Raw genomic sequence first — 23,081 nt, forward strand, 5'->3', positions numbered from 1 at the left:
TGCTTTCCTTTAATTGTCATTACATAAAGAGCCTTTAACCCCTCTCGTGCTCAAGTCTTTTAAGTCTCTTGTATTTATAATCACCTAGAATTTATAGCCTTGACGAATGCAAGCTGGCTTCCTTGGCTTCTTCCAATTTTTGAAGATAGTATTCACGGCTTTCTTCCATTTCATGGATAGCAATTTCATCTTTTTGACCATGAACGCGGACAACCTTAGCTGGAACACCAACAACTGTCACATCCGCTGGAACATCAGAGACAACAACAGCTCCAGCACCAACTTTTGCTCCGGCACCAACCTCAATGGGGCCAATAACTTGCGCATGTGCTGAAACAAGAGCACCTTTGCGAACAGTGGGATGACGTTTGCCAACATCTTTACCTGTACCGCCAAGTGTTACACCATGATAAAGCATAGCACCTTTTTCCACAATAGCCGTCTCACCAATGACTAAACCTGAGCCATGGTCAATGAAGACACCTTCAGCTATTTCAGCACCTGGATGAATCTCAATCTGTGTCCAAAAGCGCCAAAACTGACTGTGCATCCGTGCCAATAATTTACAATGATGTTTCCACAAGAAATGAGAAATCCGGTGAGCGGCCAGAGCCTTAACACCTGGGTAGGTCAAAAGAACCTCCAGCGACGTCCGTGCTGCGGGATCTTTTTCTTTGACAATATTAATGGTTTCTTTCCACCAACCCATGTTCATCTCCTTCTGCTTTTAATCCATACCAGACCATTCGACAACAATTTGTTTGTCATCAAAGGGATTGATAACCACTCCCAGAGCTGCTTCTTCGGTTTTTGGATCTTGAATATCCGCTATTTTCCAAGTCATGATAACACCCTGAGCTTCTCTAAATGGGAACCCAAATTCCTTGTCATGGTACCATTTGACAAAGCTAGGCAGGTTAGAAAAAATCGGCACATAGCTTTCCCCATCCGGATTTGACATGGTTGGAAAGCCCTTGTCAAAATCTCCGTTTTCTTTAGGATGAATAAAAGCCGGCACCAGATAGTATTTATCTAAAATATCTGCCGCTTGGTTTTCTTCACTAAAAACGGTATTTAGGATAGCAGTATAATTGTTGATAAACTGTACCATCTCATTGCTTTTAAAAATGGTAGAGTTGCCAAAATCTCCTGTGCGCTTAATGTTATAGACAATGCCGTTCAAACCGTTGACAATGACTTCTTCCAAAACTTCAAGACTCGGACGCTCTACCCAATTTTGCTTTCTGGCACTGGTTTGCTGCGCCCTGAACAGCTTCAAATCTTCCATATCTGTAAAGACAGGCGTCACCTTTTGCCCTTCAAGCGAAATGGCATAGGGCTGATCGCTTGCCAAGACAGGGAAAGAATGCAGACTGTTGACAAGGGTTAAACTATTTAAAAAATTATCAGGTTCCTTGATAAAACTCCGCAGAGCCATGTCAAGTTCTTTGTTAAATTTATGCATCATGTTTTTCTTCTTTATCCTTATGCTTTTTTTCAGGACGATGATGTTTTTCAGATTTATGATGGCTGGAAGTTTTTTCCGCTTTCGGCGGCCGCGGAAGAAGAGCCTTCATAGAAGCATCAACACGTCCCTTGTCATCTATTTTGATAACCTTAACGGTAATCGTATCCCCTATTGCCAGTACATCTTCGACTTTATTGATTCGGCTCCAGGAAATCTCAGAAATATGAACCAAAGCATCTGTCTGGTCAAACAGGTTGACAAAGGCTCCAAATTTTTCAATGCGGACAACCTTAGCCTCATAAACCTCACCGACCTTTGCTTCACGCACCAAGTTCTTGATAATTTCCTTAGCACGGTTGATAGCATCTTGATCGCTGGAGTAAATGGCAACATTGCCTTCGTCATCGATGTCAATTTTAACACCGGTTTCTTCAATGATTTTATCAATGGTCTCACCGCCTTTACCAATGATAATCTTGATCTTATCAACATCAATCTTAATGGTATCAATTTTTGGCGCAGTCGGAGCCAATTCCGAACGGGGCTCAGAAATAGTCGCCTCAATTAAATCAAGAATTTCAAAGCGAGCTTTTTTCGCCTGAGCAAGAGCTTCCTGCAGAATCTGCGGTGTGATTCCAGCAATCTTAATGTCCATCTGCAGAGCTGTAATTCCTTCGCGGGTTCCGGCAACCTTAAAGTCCATGTCCCCAAAGTGATCTTCAAGCCCTTGAATATCTGTCAACACAGTATAATTGGTACCGTCTGAAATGAGCCCCATAGCAATTCCGGCAACCGGTGCCTTAATAGGCACACCGCCAGCCATGAGGGCAAGAGTCCCCGCACAGATAGAAGCCTGCGAAGATGAACCATTTGATTCCAAAACTTCTGCTACCAGACGAATAGCATATGGAAATTCTTCTAAGCTAGGAAGAACTTGCGCAAGAGCACGCTCGCCCAGAGCTCCGTGACCGATTTCACGGCGGCCCGGTGCGCCGTAGCGGCCCGTTTCACCGACAGAATACTGTGGAAAATTGTAGTGGTGCATAAAGCGCTTCTTATGCTCTGGATCAAGACCGTCAACAATTTGTGTTTCCCCCATCGGAGCTAAGGTCAACACTGATAAAGCCTGAGTCTGGCCGCGTGTGAAAAGACCAGAACCATGCACCTGCGGCAGAAAATCAATTTCCGCATCCAATGGACGGATTTCATCAACACGACGGCCGTCAGGACGAATCTTATCTTCGGTAATCAAGCGACGTACTTCTGCGTGTTCCATTTGTTCAAGGATTTCAGCAACGTCACGCATAATTGTTTCGTAATTTTCATCATCAGCGTAGCGTTCTTCGTAAACAGCAATGACTTGCTCTTTAACAGCTTCAGTCGCTGCTTCACGCGCTTTTTTCTCTTCAACTTGAACCGCTTTTTGAAGATCAGCATTGTAAGCTGTGATAATTTCAGCTTGCAATTCTGGATCAACCTGAAGCAACTCAACCTCAGCTTTTTCTTTGCCAACTGCTGCTACGATTTCTTCTTGGAAAGCGATCAGCTCACGGACAGCCTCATGTCCCTTAAGAAGCGCTTCAAGCATAATTTCTTCTGGCAATTCTTTGGCGCCGGATTCCACCATGTTGATGGCATCTTTGGTACCAGCAACAGTTAATTCAAGAAGTGACGCTTCTTTTTGCGCAGCTGATGGATTGATGATAAACTGACCATCAATGTAAGCCACCTGCACTCCGGCAATGGGCCCATTAAAGGGAATATCAGAAATTGAAAGAGCAAGCGAACTGCCAAACATGGCTGCCATTGGAGCGCTGGCATCTTCATCATAGGAAAGGACAGTATTGATAACCTGAATTTCATTGCGGAAGCCTTCCGCAAACATCGGACGGATGGGGCGATCAATAAGGCGGGCTGTTAAGGTTGCATCTGTTGACGGGCGTCCTTCGCGCTTGTTGAAGCCACCTGGGAATTTTCCGGCAGCATACATTTTTTCTTCATAGTTGACTTGCAGCGGGAAAAAGTCACCTGTTGACATTTTCTTAGACATAACAGCAGCTGTAAGGACAGTTGAATTTCCATAGCGAATAACAGCAGCTCCATTGGCTTGTTTAGCAACCTGACCGATTTCAACCACTAACTTTTTACCAGCAAAGACTGTTTCAAACACTTGTTTCGACATTATTTTCTCCTGAAAAATTGTTCTACGTGTTTTCCACAAAATTGAAGAAGTAAGCATCAACAACCCTAGGACCGCGGTTTATTCCGACGGCTGATAAAATTTACTTTGTAAATCATTCATTCAGCTGCGTCTTATGATTAGCTTTAAAATCAGGCTGAACTTACTTCTTCAACTTTGCACAAAACCACGTATCCCGTTTATTTTAACATATTTTAGAGGAAAAGAAAAAGAGAAGAAAGGGCTTTTTACGGGTTTGGTCCGGAAATCCGTTTGCTCTATTCCATTTGTATACAGTCATTGCCTCTTTTTACTTGCAAAGGAATGTCTGCAAGATTAATAAGAGCTGTATTTACCATACGGCCACTTTATCCACCGGCAAGCTGTTTTTTGATGATTTTTTAGCAAAATTCACATCATTACTTTTTTAGCTTCACTCCTTAGTTTAAAACGCTTTTCAATCACTTTCTTATTAATTTTAAGGGAAGACTTAACTTCTTCTGAAATGTAAATATACAAGCAAGCGATAAGTTCCATTTTTAGTTTTTGTAATTGACATAGTATTCTCCTTTTGAATTGAGCTAGAAAAATACAGTCATTTTTTTAAACGTGTACAGAAATTGCTTTGAACATACTCTCTCAAGGCTTTTCGGCAATCAGCAAAGTTAATTATCCGTATCCCCAAACGTATCAAGGGATTAGCATGTATTTCATGTGTGTTCGTCCCCCATTAGATTTAAAATGTGCAGAACATTTGGCAAATAATTTCCAGTATGCCCGTATAACAGAAGAAGGACTATTGTTACAAAGCCTTTTTGACTAGTCAAAATTTCAGCGAGAGGGGAACAAAAAACTTATACGAAAGAGCAACTCACTCAAGCGTTGAAATCAGAAACCAGCAATACCATGTCTGATGAGGATAAAATAGACCTCATCAAACTTAAATATGAAAAAGATATTCAGAAGAAAACCGACAATCTTATCTCGTTGTATAAAGACCAATCAGATAAAGAACTTGATGTAATTCGATTTGCAAAGATAAGTTTATAAAGAATTAATGAAGAAAAACGCTATAGCACCAATTATTTATAGTGTTTCCAATTTTGATCGTTTCGATATTTCAATAAAAATCAAAATAACTCTGGTAAAATTGATTTAATAGTGATATAATCTAGTGCAAGAAAGTGAGGTGTAATATGTTTGACAACGAGTTAAGAGTGAAAATCTTAAAAGCTCTAGCAGACCAAGCGCGATTAGAAATAGTCCGTACATTATATGTAGAAGATAAAGAAATGGGGTGTGGCCAGATAAGTGAAGGAATGGGAATTGGGAATTCAACTATTTCGTACCACTTAAAAACATTAAGAGAAGCTGGATTAACATACACGAGGCGAGAAGGACAAAATAGGTATATCACTCTAAGAAAAGAAACTTTTGAAAAGTATTTACCTGGTTTTCTGGAAACTCTTGTAAAAGAATAGTGATAAAAAGCATTAAAATAGTACTTTTAATGCTAAAATTTAATAATTATATTTCGATATTCATTGTAATATAAAAATATCGAAATAAACTAATATTTATTGTGAGGTAAAAGTAATGTCTAATTTAAGTTTGTCAAAAAGATTGACCGTTGTTGGTTTTTTTATTGCAGTATTTATTGTAGGGCTAGATTCATTTATTATTTCGTCCCTTCTGCCTACAATTGCGACTGCTTTTTCTACTAAGGTGGCTAATGTTGGTTTTGGAGTCACTGTGTATGCTATCTTTTATGCTGTCGGTGCACCTATTATTGCACCTTTTTCAGAAAGATTGCCCCGAAAGATGATGATTGTGACAGGGCTCCTTTTGTTTACAATTGCAACTTTCCTTTGCGGAACAGCTACCAATTTAACTTCTTTTTATATTTTTAGAGCATTGGCTGGACTTGGTGCTGCTATGTTCACTCCAAATGTATATGCTTATATTGGGAACAATTTTGATAAAGAAGATATTGGAAAAATCATGGGAATAGTGATGTCAGCCTTGTCCCTTTCAATTGCAGTCGGTGTTCCAGCAGGTTCTTTTATTGCTAATTTGTGGAACTGGAATTGGACATTTTTTGGCTCCTCAATTTTTGCAGCAATTTCATGGATTTTAATTATTTTATTTGTTGAAAAAGATGTTAAAAATCAAAATGCTATCATAAGTAATCCTTTAAGCCACTACATCAATGTTATCAAAAATCCAAGAGCTTCTCTGGGATTACTAACAATGCTATTTTGGATGTATGGTTTCTATGCCATTTATACCTATTTAGGAACTTATATCGGTCAAAGTTTTCATTTGTCAGTTGGGGCTATTGGATTAGTTTTCATGGTTTATGGTCTTAGCAATTTTGTTAGCAGTTTTAGTGGTGGTTGGATTGGTAGTAGCTTTGGAATGAAAAAGGTTATTCTTTTTTCTGGAATTATTAGTTGTGTTGCTTACCTTATTTTAGGAGTAAAAGGTATTAACTTAGTTCTATTCATTATTATTTTAGCAATTCTAGCCTTTGCTCAAGGTGTTGGCGCACCGCAGTTAACAACATTTAACGCAACAATTCTTCCAGAAAGTCGAGCAACTATGACATCACTAAACAGCTCATTCCTATACTTGGGGTTGACACTAGGTTCAGCTTTAGGAGGTGTGCTGATAGAAAATCTATCATTTACTGCTATAGGCATTAGCGCAGTTGTATCGACAGTTATTGCAATCCTTATTTCACAAAATATTATCAAAGAAGGAGTATAGTATAAAATGACAAAAGATATACTAAGTAATAATGAAATTTTAGAAAGCTCGTAAAGCTAGTCAATTTAGTAAGCGTTAATCTGTTTGTTCAGATTATCTTACGGCTTAGACACTTCTCGATTTAGGAAAGTGTTTTTTTATCTAAATTGACCGAACAGTTGACGTAGCTGTTGCGGATTTAGTTGCTTACAGATACGGCTGCACAGAAAACAAAGTTTTCGTGCCTCAAAACGCTAAGAACCAGCTACAACACAGCACATTCAAGCACTTCATGGTTCATACCATGGGGTGTTTTTTTCGGCTCTATGATATCTGTAATGGGTGAAATCCCCATCAGGAGTTTATAGCCTCTTTGAGTACACAAAAAACCTCAGACGAACGCTTTAGAACTAGACAACTCAAACGCTAGATTTGAGGCGACTAACAAACTCATCAAAGACATTAAGCATCAAGGCTTCAGCTATCGCAATTTCCCTAACTTCAAGAAACGAATCTTATTGTCACCGAATATCAAAAAGGAGAGAACACATGTCATTCTCCCCAAAACCTAGCTTTTCACCAGCCACTGCAGTTGACAAGGAAGCCACAAAAAAAAGAGTTTGGACAAAAGTCCCAAACTCTCTCAATCTATGCAGCATCAACTGCTTGACACAGTGGTTTATTGGAAGTCTTCATCCCTTGCTAAACAAGTAATAACGGCCATCCTAATAAACTGTGCGGAGGCGGGATAACAAAATCGGAATCCCATTTTAATAACGATTTACCGATTTTTGTCCCACTCTCGTCTTTTTAATTTCTTTCGGACACCTTTAAATTAACGGCGAAGTCCGAGTGAGCTGATAAGATCACGGTAACGGTTAACGTCTGTACGGCGAAGATAAGCCAAGAGGTTACGGCGATGACCGATTTTTTTCATCAAGCCACGGTAAGTTGCGTGGTCTTTTTTATGCTGTTTAATGTGTTCGTTGAGGTGGTTGATTTCCCAAGTCAGGACAGCAACTTGCACTTCTACTGAACCCGTGTCGCCCTCGTGACGGGCATACTGTGCGATGATTTCATTTTTTTTCTCTTTTGAGATTGCCATAATATATTCTCCTTCTGAATCCTTAATCCGAGTTCTGGGTTTTGGCGAATCCCGGAACCAAGAAAAGGTTACTTGTCTTAAAGACAATTCTTATTCTAGCAAATTAGCACCCCAACGTCAACTGATTTTCTTTGGTGAGCAAAATGCAAGCCTTAGCTAACAGCATCGGTAATATGGTAATATTTTATACTAATTGAAAAAGGCCCGCCGAAGCGGACCCTGACTGCAAACTATATCAATAGAGCTTAGAACATATCAATCAAAAGCTGTTTCAATTCTTCAATGTATGGCTGACGCGGATTAGCTGGCGTACATTGGTCATCGTAAGCCAAGCTTGCCAAACGGTCAACTGCTGCATCAAAGGCTTTCTTAGTAACCCCATTAGCTGACAGTTTTGGTTCGACACCGACAGCGTGCATCAATTTGTCAATGCGTGCGCAAAGCGCTTCAACTAATTCAGCATCGTCCTTGCCTTTAAGACCGAGGTGACGAGCGATATCTGCATAATCACGCTGTGCACGGTATTCTTCGTAACGTGGATAAACAGAACGTTTCACATTGCCAGAAACCCCATTGTAGCGAATAACATGCTGCATAGCGATAGAAATTGCTAGACCATGCGGAAGTCCAAACTCACCACCTGTTTTGTGAGCCAGTGAGTGGTTGATGCCAAGGAAGGCATTACCGAAGGCCATACCTGCAATAGTTGATGCATAGTGCATGTTTTCTTTAGCTTGTTCACCGCGAAGAGTTGGGTTCTTAGGATCATAGTTATATGCATCTTCCAAGTTTTCAATGATCAATTTAATCGCTTCAAGTGACCATGGACGTGTAAAGTCAGATGCCATTACTGATACGTAAGATTCAAGAGCGTGTGACAAAGCGTCAAGACCTGACCAAGCTGCTGTACGTTTTGGTACAGTCATAACAAATTCTGGGTCAACGATAGCAACTTGTGGCACCAATTCATAGTCAGCAAGAGGGTATTTCACGTGTGTGAAGTCGTCTGTGATAACCGCAAATGGTGTCACCTCAGCACCTGTACCAGATGTGGTTGGGATACAGAAGAGACGTGTTGTTGTTTGATGTTTAAATTTCACGATCCGTTTGCGGATATCAATGAATTTTTGTTGCAATTCAAGGAAGAATTCGCTGACGTTTTCGTAAGAATCAAGCCAAGTATCTTCTTTATCAAGAGATACTTCATAAATGAGACGAGCAATCTTAGACGCGTCAATGGCAGAACCACCACCGATAGCAATGACTGTATCAGGTTTGAAGTCGCGCATTTGTTTAGCAATTTCAATGGTTTGACCAAGTGTTGGGTCAGGTTTGATGGTACCGTAAAGTGATGTCACAACTTTTTCATCACGAAGAGCCAATTGTGCGTAAACAGTATCAACGAAGCCGAATTGAACCATACCTGGGTCAGCAACGATGAGAGCACGTTTCATTGGTTCATACTCATCTTGCAAGTAAGAAATAGCATTTTTTTCGTAGTAAGTTTTTTCTGGCAAACGCACCCATTGAGGACGGTTACGGCGTTTCGCAACAGTTTTCACGTTCAAGAGGTCGCCAGTAGATAAATTGTGTGACAATGAATTTTTCCCCCATGATCCTGTTCCAAGTGTTAAGCTGGCTTGCAATGCATCTGTATAAACATCACCAATACCGCCGACTGAGTCTGGTTGGTTAACCAAGATACGAGATGACTTAAGTGCATCACCGTATTCAGCAACGAATGGATCAGCTTGTGAACCGATTTGGATAGCACAGTTGTGACCGGCACCTTGGTAATCAAGCAAAGCAGCCACAATTTCGATACCCTCTTTGCGGTCTTTAGCTTTGTAAACTGAAAGGAGTGGAGAAAGTTTTTCTGAAGATAATTTTTCGCCGATATTTTTCTTATCAAGTTCAAACAAGAGAACATCTTTTCCTTCTGGCAGTTTTACCCCAGCTTGTTCGCAGATCCACTGTGCGGACATACCAGCAACTGGTCCGTTCACTCCATGGTTATCATTGAAAACAAAATTTTCTAACTTTTTGTAATCTTTCTTAGGCACTAGGTAAGCACCTTTTTCCTGCATTTTGGCAAGCCATTCCTTGTAGATTGGTGCTTCAACAATCGCTGAATTTTCAGTCGCACAAATCATACCATTGTCAAAACGCTTAGAAAGAAGGAGGTCTTCAACTGCACGGTCAAGGTGGGCAGTCGCATCCACATAAACCGCACCGTTACCAGCACCAACACCCATTGATGGGTTACCAGATTTAAGAGCTGCATTTACCATACCAGGTCCGCCGGTTGCCAGAATGGAAGCAATCTTTTTATTTGAAATCAAAGCGCTTGTATTTTCAAGAGATGGGGTGTCAATCCATTGAACAATATTTTCAGGAGCGCCGGCTTTAACTGCTGCATCATACAAGATTTGAGCGGCATGAGCAGAACATTTTTGTGCTGCTGGGTGGAAGGCGAACACGATAGCGTTACGTGTTTTCAAGGCCACCAAGATCTTAAACATGGTTGTTGATGTTGGATTGGTTGTTGGCACGATACCAGCTAAAACACCAAGCGGTGCTGCGATTTGGATACTGCCGGCAACTTTGTCTTCACCAATAATACCAACAGTTTTTTCATTTTTAATGCGTTCATACACATATTCTGTCGCAAAGTGGTTCTTAGTATCTTTATCTTCGACAACTCCGCGGCCAGTTTCTTCATGGGCTTCTTTAGCCAATTCTAAGGATGCTTCAGAACCAGCAAGTGCCATAGCAGCTACGATTTTATCAACTTGTTCTTGGGAATAAGTTGCGTAAAGACGCTCAGCTTCCAGTGCCTTATCTACAAGTTTACCCGTGTACTGCTGCGCCAATTCTTCAGCACTGAGTTCTGCAGTTTTAGTTGCTTTAGCCATTAAAAAATCCTCCTACATAAGTACTTTACAAAGTTGTTTCCAGAAGAATTGCAGTAGATTAAATCACTTTTAAGCTTTAGCTGACTGATATGCTGATTAGACTTGCAGTTTAGCGCTTTCATTTAAAACCGCACAAGCAGGCGTGCTTTAGTTTAAAAGAAAGATTCCCTAAATTGAGATTGCCCAAATAAGCAGCCAAGCATTAAATTGGTTTAATCCGCTATGCTGTTTGTGATATTCTTCACCAACTATAATAAACTTATTTTTTAAAAAGGTCAAGTATTTTTGTGATTTTTTTCTCAAATTTTTTGCTTAGCTATTTTATCATTAACTAAAAAGCCCCAAAATTGCTATTTGGAGCTTTTAGACCAAGCTTTTGTACGGGCCAGCAGGATGAAGCCCAAAACAAAACTTACAAGAGCAAATATTAAAAAGGCAGCATTCAAGTGCGAACTGATTTGTGCTAACAGCTGCAGAACAACAGAAGCGCAGCCACCGCCAAGATTACAGCCTATGAGTACCAGCGTTGTGGCTGTTGTCAGCTGCTGGCGGGGAATGTGCTCTGAAATTTTATGAAACACCAAGGTCACGCCTAAACTATATACAAAACCGGTAATCAAGGCTCCCAATCCCAAAAGCCATAACTGTTGAGCCTGCCAAAGCAGCAAGAGCCCCACTCCTAAAACTAAAAGAACCAGAGACATCAAATAATCTTTCAGCCAGCTAAGCAAAACACTAAACAGTGTTCCTGCCAGAATACCCATCAGCATCATCAAGCTTAAAATCAGACTGGCTTGACCGGCTGTCCCCAGATGCAGCTTATCAACTAAAATCGGAATGCGCAAGGTATTGGCTGAATTTACCAGAATGACAAAGCTGGCATACAGAGCCATTCCTAAAATATAGAGCAGCTGATGCGGGGTAAAGTTTTCCCTGCGTTCTTGCCTGCTAACTGTTCGTTCTTTGCTTTCCTCCTTCTGCGGAACAAATAAAAGATACAAAGCCAAAATAGGCAGCCCAAAACCATAAATCAAAAAAGCAGCTGACCAAGAATACCCCAGTAGCTGACCGGCTAAAAAGGTTAAAACCGCTGATCCCAACACTTCCATGGAGCCTCTAAGACCCAGCATTCGCACACGTGTTTTTCCCGAAAACCGTTCACTGATAATATTAATAGCACGGGCATTGATTAAGCCAATCCCAAATCCCAAAAGCAAGCGGGACAAAAAAACGACCTCATAAATCTGAACAGCAATTGGTAGCATGCCTCCAAGAGAAAGAAGCGACAACCCTAAAACAACACTCAAACGCTCCGATAGCAGGGCGTTCAGCCAAGGGTTGATCAGGAGAGTCGTTAAAATAGCAAAGGAGGATAGGGATAAAAGCAATTCGACCTGAGCGCTGCTGTAACCTTGTTCTTGATAAAAGGCCACCATTTTAGGCAGGGCAGGAGCGACCGCAAAAGTCGATACCAGCATTAAGGATAAAGATAAAAGGCTGATTTTTTCCATCAACTGTTTCATAAAAACTCCTTGAAAGTAATACCTCAAAGAAAATCAAAATCAGACTAGGCAAGGCAGCAAAGTTAATGGATGCCAAGTGTCTCATAACTAACGACAGCCGCTATAAGTAGTCTGTCTAGCCCTCCTTACTAGCTCGTTAGCGAAATAATATCGATTTCGCTTCCTCGCGTCGGATCGCTCAAGACTATCTGCGATTGAATTCGCTGGCGAAACTACGCGAAGTCCTATGGGAGCTTCGCTAGAGCTCTTACTAGCTCGTTAGCGAAATAATATCGATTTCGCTTCCTCGCGTCGGATCGCTCAAGACTATCTGTGATTGAATTCGCTGGTGAAACTACGCGAAGTCCTATGGGAGCTTCGCTAGAGCTCTCACTAGCTCGTTAGCGAAATAATATCGATTTCGCTTCCTCGCGTCGCAAGCGGCCGCAGTCAGTACTGAAATAGGAGATTGAGGCAGTAAAGCTGGCATCAGCAAAAACAAGAACCTAGCATGAGTTTTTCCAAGAGTAGAAAACTTGTTTTTTCTCGTAAATAGAGTATAATCAAACTTAAGCAAGAAAAATATGACATATGTCATAAACAGGAGGCGCAATCTTGAAAACCTTAACCGATTGGATTCAAGAATTCCAGCTGGAAAATATTTTTCCTGCTCATTATTTTGAAAAGCTGCAGGTTAAATCTTTCTCAGCCGGAGAATGCATCTGCCAGCAGGGCCAAGATTTACAGGCACTGTCTTATTTTGTCCAAGGAAAAATCAAAATTGTCCGCCGTCTCTTTAACGGCAAAGAGCATATCCTAGATATTCAGGATAAACCCACGATTATCGGTGATATTGAATTTTTAACAAATCAGCAGACGGTGTCTTCTGTGATTGCCCTTGAAAAGTCTTGGATTATCCAGCTGCCGCTTGAAAATAATAAAAATATGCTGCTGCAAGATCCGCTGTTTCTGCTTAAATTAGGACAGGGGCTGGCTCAGTCTCTCTACGAACAAAACATTCGTGCTTCAACCAATCTTTCTTATACCGTTAAAGAGCGCCTAGCCAGTCATATTTTGGCTATCCAAAAAGGCGGCACTTTCCAACTGGAGCTGAGCACGCTGGCAGACTCATTCGGTGTAAGCTACCGCCACTTGCTGCGTGTCATTGGGGAGTTCATTGCCCTAGGATTGATCCGCAAGCAAAAACCCTACTATCACATTGTTGATTCTAAGCAGCTGAGCCGATGGCAGATCAAGGAATAAAGGGGTCTTCTAACTTTATTTATCCCTTATTTTGTGCTATATTTATCTTATTGTAAGAACAAGGAGAAAAGAATGTCTATTATAGAAAAACTTACTCGAGCCAGTCATTTGATTGATATGGATGATATTATCCGTGAAGGCAATCCGACTCTTCGCGCCGTTGCCCAAGATGTTACTTTTCCTTTGACCGATGAGGATATTATTCTGGGTGAAAAAATGCTGCAGTTTTTGAAAAATTCACAGGATCCAACAACTGCTGAAAAAATGGGTCTGCGCGGCGGTGTCGGTCTGGCAGCACCCCAACTAGATATTTCTAAACGCATTATCGCAGTTCTCGTTCCTAATCCTGAAGATGAGGACGGCAATCCTCCTAAAGAGGCCTATGCCTTGGAAGAAGTCATGTACAATCCTCGGATTATCGCCCATTCTGTTCAAGATGCAGCACTGGCTGATGGTGAAGGCTGTTTGTCTGTTGATCGTGTGGTTGAGGGTTACGTCATCCGTCATTCCCGCGTTACCATTGAATATTATGACAAAGACGGTGACAAAAAGAAAATCAAGCTTAAAGGCTTTAACTCAATCGTTGTCCAACACGAAATTGACCATACCAATGGAATCATGTTTTATGACCGTATCAACGAAAAGAATCCTTTTGAGGTCAAGGAAGGATTGCTTCTGATTGAATGATTGTCTTTTGCTGATTTTGAAAAGGGAGTGGGAAAGAAGCCAAAAATTGAAAATTTTGGTTCTCACCGCTCCCTAATTTCTAGGCGGTGACCTGAAACGGTCTGGGGAGAGACCATTTCACTCCCACCCCCGCACAGGTGAATCGGTCAGCTCAAGAGCGTAAAACGCGAACGAAACTGCCAGTCAACAATGGTTCATTGACACTGAAGTGCCTAATAAACTGTGCAGGGGAAACTCTAGGTTAGCTAAAGCTAACAGAGTTTCTCCCAACCACTGCCTTATGATGTTAAAACGAACTCTAATTGATGAGGTTGGACTTTTTGCCCAACCTCTTTTTACTTTTAATTCTCGGACGTATTCTCTCCTGTCAATGTTTTAGCAGCATCAACTCTACAAGGTGAGTTGCTCACTGCTTCTCAAAGTGTTGTTGGAGTTGTCAGACAAATTGGTTCTGTTTTAGGTGTTTCTGTTTTTATTTCAATGGTTACTCATAATATGGCAAATTTAAGCCAGTATAATCATTCCAGCATGATAGGAGCTTACATTTCTATCTATAAAATTTGGATTCCTTGCTTAGTTGTTTTCTTATTACTATCTTTCCTATTTCCAAAGAAAAGACGTTACCTAGAAGGACTGACAAAATCATAACATTTAATAAAAACCCCAAGATTAACAATAATAGCCTTGGGGTTTATTTTATGAACTATGGAGTTGTGGGTTTAATCATCTGATTCCCCATAATATTCTAATAGTTTAAAGGCACTTTCAACAAAATAATTGACAGCAATTGGTAAAGCTTCATCTTTGACGATGAAATCATCATGATGCCAGTCGGGTGCATTAGCAGCACCATTGGAGCCGATAAAGGCAAAGACGCCTGGAATCTCTTCTTGATAGGCTGCAAAGTCTTCCCCTCCGGTTGATGGCAGGGTTTCAATCACTTGAGCAAATTTCTTGGAATTTTCAAAAATAAGAGGAGTCAAACTAGCATCATTATAAGTTACTTTGGGCGAATTTCCCCACTGAATGGAAACTCGTGCCCCAAACTGTTCTGCTGTTTGTTCAACAATCTTGCTAAACTTATCAATGACAGCTAATCGAACCTCTGGATCAAAAGTCCGAATAGTCCCTTCAAAGAAGCCCTTCGCTGGCAGAACATTCCAAGTTGTACCAACATCAATATGCGTAACCGATAAAACAGCCGAATCAAACGGTGAGACGGTACGTGCAACAATGTTCTGCAAATTATTGATGATAGTAGTGATAGTTAACACCGTATCCACTCCCAAATCCGGACGGGCTGCATGGGAACTGATACCATTCACAGTCACCTCAAATTGTTCAACTCCGGCCATGATTGCTCCTGAACGCAGACCAATTTGTCCCACTTGCAAATGAGGATTGTTATGGTAGCCGATGATAGCAGAGACGCCTTCAATACCGCCAGCTTCAATGATTTGATAAGCTCCTTGAAAATTTTCTTCAGCAGGCTGAAAGATAAGGCGGACAGTTCCTTTGACTTCTGCTTCTCTTTCTTTCAGAATTTGAGCAGCACCTAATAAACTGGTTTGATGAAAATCATGGCCGCAAGCATGCATAGCTCCATTTTCACTGGCATAAGCAAGTCCTGTTTTTTCAACAATGGGAAGAGCATCAATATCGGCTCTTATAGCTACAATCGGTTCACCAGAACCAATTTCTGCAATGACACCCGTTTTCAAAGGGTAAGATTGGGGCTCAATTCCCAAATCTTTCAAATAATTTTTAAGAAAGGCTGTTGTTTCAAATTCCTTTTCTGAAATTTCAGGATTTTGATGGATATAATGACGAAGTTCTGCTAAGTTTTCATAAAACTGTTCTGACATTTGCTCCTCCTAATCTTCTACAATTTGAAACTATAGTATCATCTCTTTTTAGGCTTGCATAATCTATATTTTTTATGAATTGCCATAAAAAAAAGTTATAGGCAGCAAACGATTTTTGATTGTATATAAAAGGGAGTGGGACAAACCGCGATGATTGTTGTGCAAGCACCCACAGAAAAATGAAAACAAGCTTAAAAGCCCTCGCTAGGTGTATAATCCTAGTGAGGGCTTTGTGGTTGGTAATTTATTGATAACGCTATCGAGGGACAAACTAATCCACTCTGCTGACGAGGACGCCAAAATATCGCTTTAAGCATGAGTATAAAAAATCGGGATTTCGTAGAAATCGATTTTGTAGCCCCACCCTCGCACAGTTGAATAGGTCAGCTCAAGAGCGTAAAACGCGAACGAAACTGCCATTCAACATCTGTGGGTGAGGGCGAAGCCATCATGGATGTCTTGCCCAACCCCTTGGTCAATCACGTAAAATGGTATCTTTATCTTAAGCCACAATCGCCTTAGCGACTTCCTCTGTTGTCATGCGGCTAAAATAATTGTTGGTGTCAATGGTTTTGAGTTTTTCCAAAATATCCTTATATTCATAACGGCTGCCAACAAGGAGCTGTTCGATATCTGATACATCACCGATACCAAAGAAATCACCGTAGATTTTGATCGATTTAATAACTGATTTTTCAACATTGGCATAGGTGGTAATCTTACCGGCAGGATAACGGACACTGCGTTTAATAGTGTATTCTGGTGCTGCTCCGTAAATCCAATCCCAGTTGCCAAACTGCTCTTTTTCAGACTGCCTGATACGCTCCAGCTCAGCTTCTGAAAATTCATACTCTGTCATATCTGGATTTTCTTCTTTGACTTGTTCAAGAAGAGCATCGCGGAAGGCCAATACATCCATTTTTTGAGGCAGCTCATCATTAATATTGGTTACCCGTGCTCGGACAGATTTTATTCCTTTAGATTCAATCTTGTCCTTGCTTACTTTAAGTGCATCTGCTAAAACAGATGTATCCACATCAAACATGAGGCAGCCATGGTGCATCATTCGTCCCTTGTAATAAGCCTGAGCATTGCCGCAGAATTTTTTCCCGTCAATTTCGAGGTCATTGCGGCCGGTAAATTCAGCTTTGACTCCTAATTTGGCCAGAGTATCAATAACAGGTTTTGAAAACGTCTTGAAATCAAATGCCCCTTCATCTGCCTTATTGGAAATAATCGTATAATTCAGATTGTTAAGGTCATGATAAACGGCTCCGCCGCCTGACAAACGGCGGACAACATGGATACCGTGAGCGTCTGTGTATTCCTTGTTAATCTCTTCAATAGCATTCTGGTGCTTGCCGATAACAATAGTCGGCTCATTAATCCATAGAATAAAAATTTCATCTTCATCCAGCATTTCCCTAAAGGCATAAGCCTCCAGAGCAATATTAAAAGCCGGGTTATTCGAATGACTGACAATATACTTCATTTTTTCTCCTAAAAATTATTTAAAGAGGGACAGCTGCATAAGACAGATGCTTATTTCGTCCATCCCCCATCAGATACAATCTAAATTCCTCACTAATCAGCGGCGCCTTGGCGGATTGTGAACGGCTTCGCCCAAAACATCAGCAAATGCTTCGTACATGTTTTCTGAGAAAGTTGGATGTCCGTGGATGGACTGAACCACTTCGTCAACTGTCAGCTCATTTTCCATGATTGTTGAAGCCTCGTTAATCAATTCTGCCGCAGCCGGACCAATGATGTGAACTCCAAGAATTTCATGGTACTTGCTATCTGCAATAACCTTAACAAATCCCTGAGCCTCATTTGAAGCAATGGCACGGCCGTTTCCTGTAAAGCTAGATTTTCCAATCAGCACATTGCCATATTTAGCACGCGCCTCTTCTTCGGTAATTCCGCACATCGCCACTTCAGGATGCGTGTAGACCGCTGCTGGCGTAAAGGCAAGATGAGCCTTGCGAGTGTTTCCCTTAAGAGCGTTTTCGGCAGCCACTTCCCCCATACGGTAAGCGGCATGAGCCAGCATCTTAAGACCGTTGACATCACCGGGAGCATAAATTCCAGGAATAGAGGTTTCTTGGTAATCATCCACTTTAATGCGGCCGCGATCCATTTCAAGGTCAAGTTTTTCAAGGCCCTTCATCTGCGGTACACGTCCGATGGAAAGCAAAGCCTTTTCAGCCACAACTTCTTCGCCGTTGTTTAGCTTCAATGTCAGCTGGTTATTGGCCTCAACAATTTCTTCCAAACCGACAGATGTTTTAATCGTCATGCCCTTCTTAGACAAAATCTTTTGCAGCTCAAGAGAGACTTCCTTATCCATTGCAGGAATAATACGGTCAGCCATTTCAATAACAGTAACTTCAACACCGTATGATGCCCAGACAAGTCCCAGCTCAATACCAACAACACCGCCTCCTATAACAGCCAGAGACTTAGGAATCTCACGCAAATCAAGAATATCATCTGAGGTTAGAACAAGCGATGAATCAATGCCTGGAATGTTAATGCGCGACACTTTGGATCCGGTCGCTAAAATAATGTTATGGCCTTTGATTGTTTCCGAACCAATGGTCACTGTCTTATCAGGATTAACCTGGCCAAGACCATTAAAAATAGCAACTTTATTAGCTTTTAACAGACCTTGAACCCCGCCTGTCAATGTCTTAACAACTGAGTTTTTAAAGTCAACTGTCTTGTCCATATCAATGGTATAGTTGGTTGAAGCAAGGTTGATCCCACGGCCGGCCGCAATCTTAATGCCGTCAAGAATTTCAGCATTTTTCAGATAAGTCTTAGTTGGGATACAACCTTTATTGAGGCAGACTCCGCCGAATTCTGATTTTTCGACGATTGCCACTTTGCCGCCCAACTGTGCACCGCGAATAGCAGCATAGTAACCGGCAGGACCGCCTCCAACAACGATAATATCATACTCATCGTCAGCCAGCGGTGCCCTTTGAGCAACTGCCTGATCTGCCGGTGCATCAGGGACTTCAAGACCAGCTGCCTTGAGATCATCAGCAGAAGCCGCCGGTGCTGCATCTGTTTCAACCACTTCACCGGCTGCACCGATATAGCCAATTACTTGCGTTACCGGGACAACTTCTCCATCACCTTTAACAATTTTTAAAAGAACACCTGAATCTTCGGCTTCGATTTCCATATTGGTCTTATCAGACATGATTTCAAGCAGGATATCCCCCTCCTTGACCTCATCGCCTTCTTGTTTTTTCCACTCGATGATTTCACCTTCCTGCATGTCTACACCGAGCTTTGGCATAATGATTTCAGCTGCCATTTTTTTCTCCTTTAAACTCTAGAATAATAATGTCGTTTACCTGTTTATGCTCACCATTTTACAACTATTAGATTAGAAGCTCAAATGGATTTTCCAGTAATTTTTTCAAGTCAACCATAAACTTGGCCCCGTTCATTCCATCGACAATACGATGGTCAATGGTCAGACATAAAGCCATAATCGGCCGAACAGCAATTTCGCCGTCAACAACTATCGGCGTCGCAACAGTCGCACCTACACCCAAAATAGCTGAATTTGGCTGATTGATAATCGGATTGAAGGTCTTGGTGCCAAACATTCCCAAGTTAGTGATGGAGAATGTTGAACCGGACATTTCAGCCGCTTTTAACTTGCCAGTCTGCGCTTTTTTGATGACATCCTTTGATGCCACAACAAACTCTGATAGACTCATCTGATCAGCTCCGTGAACAACCGGCACAAGAAGGCCTTCATCAAGGCCTACGGCAATACCTAGATTGACAAACTTGTGCAGTTCAATTTCTGTCGCATCATTAATCAAAGAAGCATTGAGGTACTGATGCTCAGGTTTCAGCAAGGTTTTGACAACCGCCATGCCAATAAGATCGGTAAAGCTGACTTTCAGACCTGTTTTTTCCATAATAGGATCAATCAGTTTTTTTCGCAGAGCAATCATTTCTGTCATATCAATATCATAATTGAGGGTAAAGGTTGGTGCTGTCAGATAAGAGTTAACCATACTTTTAGCAACTGCCTTGCGCATAGCTGACATCTTAATAACTTCAACACCTTCTGGCAATTCTGCCGCTTTTTCAACAGGAGCTGCAGCAGTTTTTTCTTCAGCAGGCTTGCTTGTCTCAAGTACCGCTAAGATATCTTCTTTGACAATTTTACCATCAAAACCTGTGCCTGAAACACCAGCTAAATCAATCCCCTTATCTGCAGCCATTTTCCGAGCTAATGGAGTTGCCTTAGGCTGAGCTGCTTTGAAATCTTCAACATCATCTTGATGAATGCGCCCATTCGCACCTGTACCCGGAACCTGACTGAGGTCAATATTTAGCTCACGCGCAGTTCTGCGTGCTGCAGGTGTTGCCCGCACTTTACCACTCCCTTGAGGAGCTGCAGCAACTGCTGGAGAAGAAGTTGCTGGCGTTTTTTCAACAGACGCTGGGCTGTCTTCTTGAGAAGCTGGGCTTACTTGCGATGAAGTTTCTTTTGTTTCAACCACTTCACCGGCTGCACCGATATAGCCAATCACTTGCGTTACCGGGACAACTTCTCCGTCACCTTTAACAATTTTTAAAAGAACACCTGAATCTTCGGCTTCGATTTCCATATTGGTCTTATCAGACATGATTTCAAGCAGGATATCCCCCTCCTTGACCTCATCGCCTTCTTGTTTTTTCCACTCGATGATTTCACCTTCCTGCATGTCTACACCGAGCTTTGGCATAATGATTTCAGCTGCCATTTCTTTTCCTTCCTTTATAAAATCAAGATTAGAACAGAGCTGTTCCAATTCTTATTTTATTGTTTTTACATGTAGAGACTGCACAATTTCTAAAGCTTACACTGTTCTATCCAAATAAATTGCTGCAGCCTTTTTAGCTATAGCCAGTGTGATAGCTGAATCACCCCAGCGGTCAAACAGATTTTGGGCAAGAATAAGGCAGTCATTTGCTCTTATTCTTCTGCTCAATTTATTTTCCCATTAGCCTCTGCCTTTACGAACCTGCTTGTAAATAGCTGTTTTAATTTTTTCCACATTTGGTAAAATTGCATTCTCCAGAACATTGGAATATGGAACCGGCACATCTTCTGAAGCAAGGCGGATGATTGGTGCATCCAGATAGTCAAAAGCTTCACTTTCAGTAATCACAGTCGCAATCTCACCGATAAAACCGCCTGTCTTATAGGCATCGTTGACCAGGATAACCTTGCCAGTTTTCTTGACAGAGTTAATAATCAAGTCTTTATCAAGCGGAATTAGAGTTCTAGGGTCCACTACTTCGACACTGATTCCTTCAGCTGCGACCTCATCGGCTGCCTGAAGCACACGCTCAAGCATACGGCCGTACGATACAATCGTCACATCGCTTCCTTCGCGTTTTATTTCCCCCTTGCCGAGCGGAATGTAGAAATCAGGATCTAAATTAACTTCCTCTTTCTTGCCATAAAGAGCCTTAGGCTCCATAAAAATAACAATATTATTATCGCGGATGGAAGATTTTAACAAGCCCTTGCTGTCATTAACCGTTCCTGGTGCAACAACCTTAATCCCCGGAATATGCGTCAGCCAAGCTTCCAAAGACTGTGAGTGCTGGGCAGCTGAACCAATTCCTGAACCTGATGCCACGCGGAAGGTCACAGGGGTTTTCAGTCCGCCTCCAAACATGTAATTAGCCTTGGCTCCTTGATTGACAATAGCATCCATAGCAATTGTAATAAAATCCATGAAGGTCAAGTCTACAATTGGACGAAGCCCTGTCTGAGCAGCACCAACAGCAGAACCTGCAATAGCAGCTTCTGAAATTGGGGTATCTTTAACACGTTTTTCGCCAAACTCCGCCAGCATACCAACAGAAGTACCGAAGTCCCCGCCGTAAACACCGACATCTTCTCCCATCAGGAAGACCTTATCATCTTTGCGCATCTCCTCGCTCATCGCAAGATTGATTGCTTCGCGCAAAGCTACTACTTTTGTTTCAGTCATTTAAATTCTCTCCTCTATCAAAAAGTAAACTGCTCTTTTTTTCTAAGCACAGAGCACGGGCACAAATGCTGCTCCGCCTATTAACTGTTACAGTTCTCAGGCTGTTTTTGACAAGATGGCTTAATCAACCCAGACATCTTCAAAAGCCACTGAAAGTTCTGGTTCTGGGCTGTCCTGAGCAAATTTGACAGCCTTTTCAATTTCCTTGGCAACCTCTGTTTCAATAGCATCGAGCTCCTCATCGCTAGCAATTTTATTGTCTGTCAAATAAGTACGGTATTTCTTCAGAGGATCCTTAGCCTTCCAGGCATCTACTTCTTCCTTGGTACGGTAAGCACCAGCGTCAGCAGTTGAATGTCCAAACCAGCGGTAAGACTCAACTTCGATGATAGCAGGACCCTTGCCTGCTCGCACATAGTCAATCACTTCCTGCATTTTTTCGTAAACAGCAATAACATCGTTGCCGTCTTCAACATAATATCCCGGAATACCATAAGCATCTGCACGCAGGTAAAGGTGAGGAATCTTAGTTGAATAATTAATATCCGTAGAAATTCCGTAACGGTTGTTGATAATAAAGAAGATAACCGGCAGATTCCAAACTGCAGCCAGATTGACAGATTCATGAAATGACCCTTCGTTTGTTGCAGAATCACCTGAAAAAGCAATAACAATATTGCCTGTCTCTTCATACTGCTGGGTCAAAGCAGCACCAACTGCCAGAGCATAGCCGCCGCCAACAATCCCGTTGGTTCCGTAGTTACCCTTCTCAAGATTGGCCAAGTGCATAGAACCTCCGCGGCCTTTAGAGGAACCTGTTGCCTTACCAGCCAGCTCTGCGAAAAGCGCAGGAATATCAATTCCTTTAGCAATAGTCTGACCATGCCCGCGGTGATTCGAAAAGATAATATCCTGATTTGTCAGACCGGCAATCGCACCGACCGAAGCCGCTTCTTCTCCGACTGAAAAGTGTGTCATCCCTTGTACAAAACCACGGCGGACAAGTTTATTAAGTTTCATATCAACATCGCGGATACGCTGCATTTTTAGAAACATATCCAAATATTGTTCTTTAGATAAAGTTACCATAACAACCTCCAAAATTCTTTCTTACTCTTCTATCATAGACTAAAATTTCACAAATCGCAAGAATTTTAACCGCTTTCTAGGCCTAAAACAAGGGTTTTTCTGTGTTCTTAATTATTTATTTCACAAACTTTTTTTGAACTTTTAAAACACTGCATCCAATATTTTTCGGATTGCCCCAAGAAACAGCCAGCTCTGCTAATAGCTAAAAAAGCTGAGACATGTACTGACCCCAAAAAG

16 protein-coding genes and 4 pseudogenes are annotated in these 23,081 nt (G+C 41.6%); 6 read left to right on the forward strand and 14 right to left on the reverse strand.

The features are described from left to right. Positions 1–91: 91 nt before the first annotated feature. The 4 genes and pseudogenes from cysE to SRA_RS10265 all read right to left on the reverse strand — a co-directional run. Positions 92–709, reverse strand: coding sequence for a serine O-acetyltransferase (gene cysE / locus SRA_RS09710; protein ID WP_003090366.1), 618 nt, complete (start codon positions 707–709; stop codon positions 92–94). Between the two features lie 18 nt (positions 710–727). After that, a complete protein-coding gene (locus tag SRA_RS09715; RefSeq protein ID WP_003090367.1) occupies positions 728–1,468 on the reverse strand; it encodes an SseB family protein in 741 nt (246 codons plus the stop codon). After that, on the reverse strand, positions 1,458–3,650 hold the full coding sequence (gene pnp / locus SRA_RS09720) for a polyribonucleotide nucleotidyltransferase (RefSeq protein ID WP_003090370.1): 2,193 nt from the start codon (positions 3,648–3,650) through the stop codon (positions 1,458–1,460). The genes SRA_RS09715 and pnp overlap by 11 nt, the downstream gene beginning before the upstream one ends. Before the next feature lie 420 nt (positions 3,651–4,070). Continuing rightward, a pseudogene (locus tag SRA_RS10265) lies at positions 4,071–4,206 on the reverse strand (site-specific integrase); the annotation flags it as partial. A gap of 637 nt (positions 4,207–4,843) precedes the next feature. Between SRA_RS10265 and SRA_RS09725 the strand changes: the two are divergent. The 3 genes and pseudogenes from SRA_RS09725 to SRA_RS10275 all read left to right on the forward strand — a co-directional run. Then, positions 4,844–5,128: an ArsR/SmtB family transcription factor gene (locus tag SRA_RS09725; RefSeq protein ID WP_003090374.1), complete on the forward strand. Its 285-nt coding sequence runs from the start codon at positions 4,844–4,846 to the stop codon at positions 5,126–5,128. Between the two features lie 115 nt (positions 5,129–5,243). Then, positions 5,244–6,416: an MFS transporter gene (locus SRA_RS09730; RefSeq protein WP_003090376.1), complete on the forward strand. Its 1,173-nt coding sequence runs from the start codon at positions 5,244–5,246 to the stop codon at positions 6,414–6,416. Between the two features lie 359 nt (positions 6,417–6,775). Then, positions 6,776–6,967: pseudogene (locus tag SRA_RS10275) on the forward strand (transposase); the annotation flags it as partial. A 263-nt stretch (positions 6,968–7,230) separates the two neighbouring features. Here SRA_RS10275 and rpsO read toward each other — a convergent pair. The 3 genes from rpsO to SRA_RS09745 form a co-directional block, all read right to left on the reverse strand. Then, the gene (gene rpsO, locus SRA_RS09735; RefSeq protein ID WP_003090378.1) at positions 7,231–7,500 is read right to left on the reverse strand and encodes a 30S ribosomal protein S15; all 270 of its coding nucleotides are present in this window, start codon (positions 7,498–7,500) and stop codon (positions 7,231–7,233) included. A 245-nt stretch (positions 7,501–7,745) separates the two neighbouring features. Beyond that, the gene (adhE, locus tag SRA_RS09740) at positions 7,746–10,415 is read right to left on the reverse strand and encodes a bifunctional acetaldehyde-CoA/alcohol dehydrogenase (protein WP_003090381.1); all 2,670 of its coding nucleotides are present in this window, start codon (positions 10,413–10,415) and stop codon (positions 7,746–7,748) included. A gap of 350 nt (positions 10,416–10,765) precedes the next feature. Continuing rightward, positions 10,766–11,938, reverse strand: coding sequence for an MFS transporter (locus SRA_RS09745; RefSeq protein WP_003090388.1), 1,173 nt, complete (start codon positions 11,936–11,938; stop codon positions 10,766–10,768). A 594-nt stretch (positions 11,939–12,532) separates the two neighbouring features. Here SRA_RS09745 and SRA_RS09750 point away from each other — a divergent pair. From SRA_RS09750 to SRA_RS09760, 3 genes and pseudogenes are all read left to right on the forward strand, one after another. Next, entirely contained in the window at positions 12,533–13,180 is a 648-nt protein-coding gene (locus SRA_RS09750) for a cyclic nucleotide-binding domain-containing protein (protein ID WP_003090390.1), read from the forward strand. 72 nt (positions 13,181–13,252) lie between these two features. After that, positions 13,253–13,867 (forward strand): peptide deformylase, encoded by a 615-nt coding sequence (def, locus tag SRA_RS09755; RefSeq protein ID WP_003090392.1) that lies wholly within the window; start codon positions 13,253–13,255, stop codon positions 13,865–13,867. A 360-nt stretch (positions 13,868–14,227) separates the two neighbouring features. Continuing rightward, positions 14,228–14,515, forward strand: a pseudogene (locus SRA_RS09760) (MFS transporter); the annotation flags it as partial. A 71-nt stretch (positions 14,516–14,586) separates the two neighbouring features. Here the strand turns inward: SRA_RS09760 and SRA_RS09765 are convergent. From SRA_RS09765 to SRA_RS09790, 7 genes and pseudogenes are all read right to left on the reverse strand, one after another. Continuing rightward, positions 14,587–15,732: an amidohydrolase gene (locus SRA_RS09765; RefSeq protein ID WP_003090396.1), complete on the reverse strand. Its 1,146-nt coding sequence runs from the start codon at positions 15,730–15,732 to the stop codon at positions 14,587–14,589. 502 nt (positions 15,733–16,234) lie between these two features. After that, positions 16,235–17,224 carry a lipoate--protein ligase gene (gene lplA, locus SRA_RS09770; protein WP_003090400.1) on the reverse strand — a complete coding sequence of 330 codons (990 nt, stop codon included), beginning with the start codon at positions 17,222–17,224 and terminating at the stop codon, positions 16,235–16,237. A gap of 96 nt (positions 17,225–17,320) precedes the next feature. After that, entirely contained in the window at positions 17,321–18,817 is a 1,497-nt protein-coding gene (gene lpdA / locus SRA_RS09775; RefSeq protein ID WP_404827212.1) for a dihydrolipoyl dehydrogenase, read from the reverse strand. After that, positions 18,808–19,060 (reverse strand): annotated as a pseudogene (locus tag SRA_RS10580) (biotin/lipoyl-containing protein); the annotation flags it as partial. The pseudogene SRA_RS10580 and the gene lpdA, both read right to left, overlap by 10 nt. 67 nt (positions 19,061–19,127) lie before the next feature. Continuing rightward, entirely contained in the window at positions 19,128–20,513 is a 1,386-nt protein-coding gene (locus tag SRA_RS09780; protein ID WP_003090412.1) for a dihydrolipoamide acetyltransferase, read from the reverse strand. Positions 20,514–20,753: 240 nt separating this feature from the next. Beyond that, positions 20,754–21,755 carry an alpha-ketoacid dehydrogenase subunit beta gene (locus SRA_RS09785; RefSeq protein ID WP_003090415.1) on the reverse strand — a complete coding sequence of 334 codons (1,002 nt, stop codon included), beginning with the start codon at positions 21,753–21,755 and terminating at the stop codon, positions 20,754–20,756. 120 nt (positions 21,756–21,875) lie between these two features. Next, positions 21,876–22,844 carry a thiamine pyrophosphate-dependent dehydrogenase E1 component subunit alpha gene (locus tag SRA_RS09790; protein WP_003090416.1) on the reverse strand — a complete coding sequence of 323 codons (969 nt, stop codon included), beginning with the start codon at positions 22,842–22,844 and terminating at the stop codon, positions 21,876–21,878. Between the last annotated feature and the right edge of the window lie 237 nt (positions 22,845–23,081).

Origin of the sequence: Streptococcus ratti FA-1 = DSM 20564 (assembly GCF_000286075.1) — a bacterium.
GTDB lineage: Bacteria > Bacillota > Bacilli > Lactobacillales > Streptococcaceae > Streptococcus > Streptococcus ratti.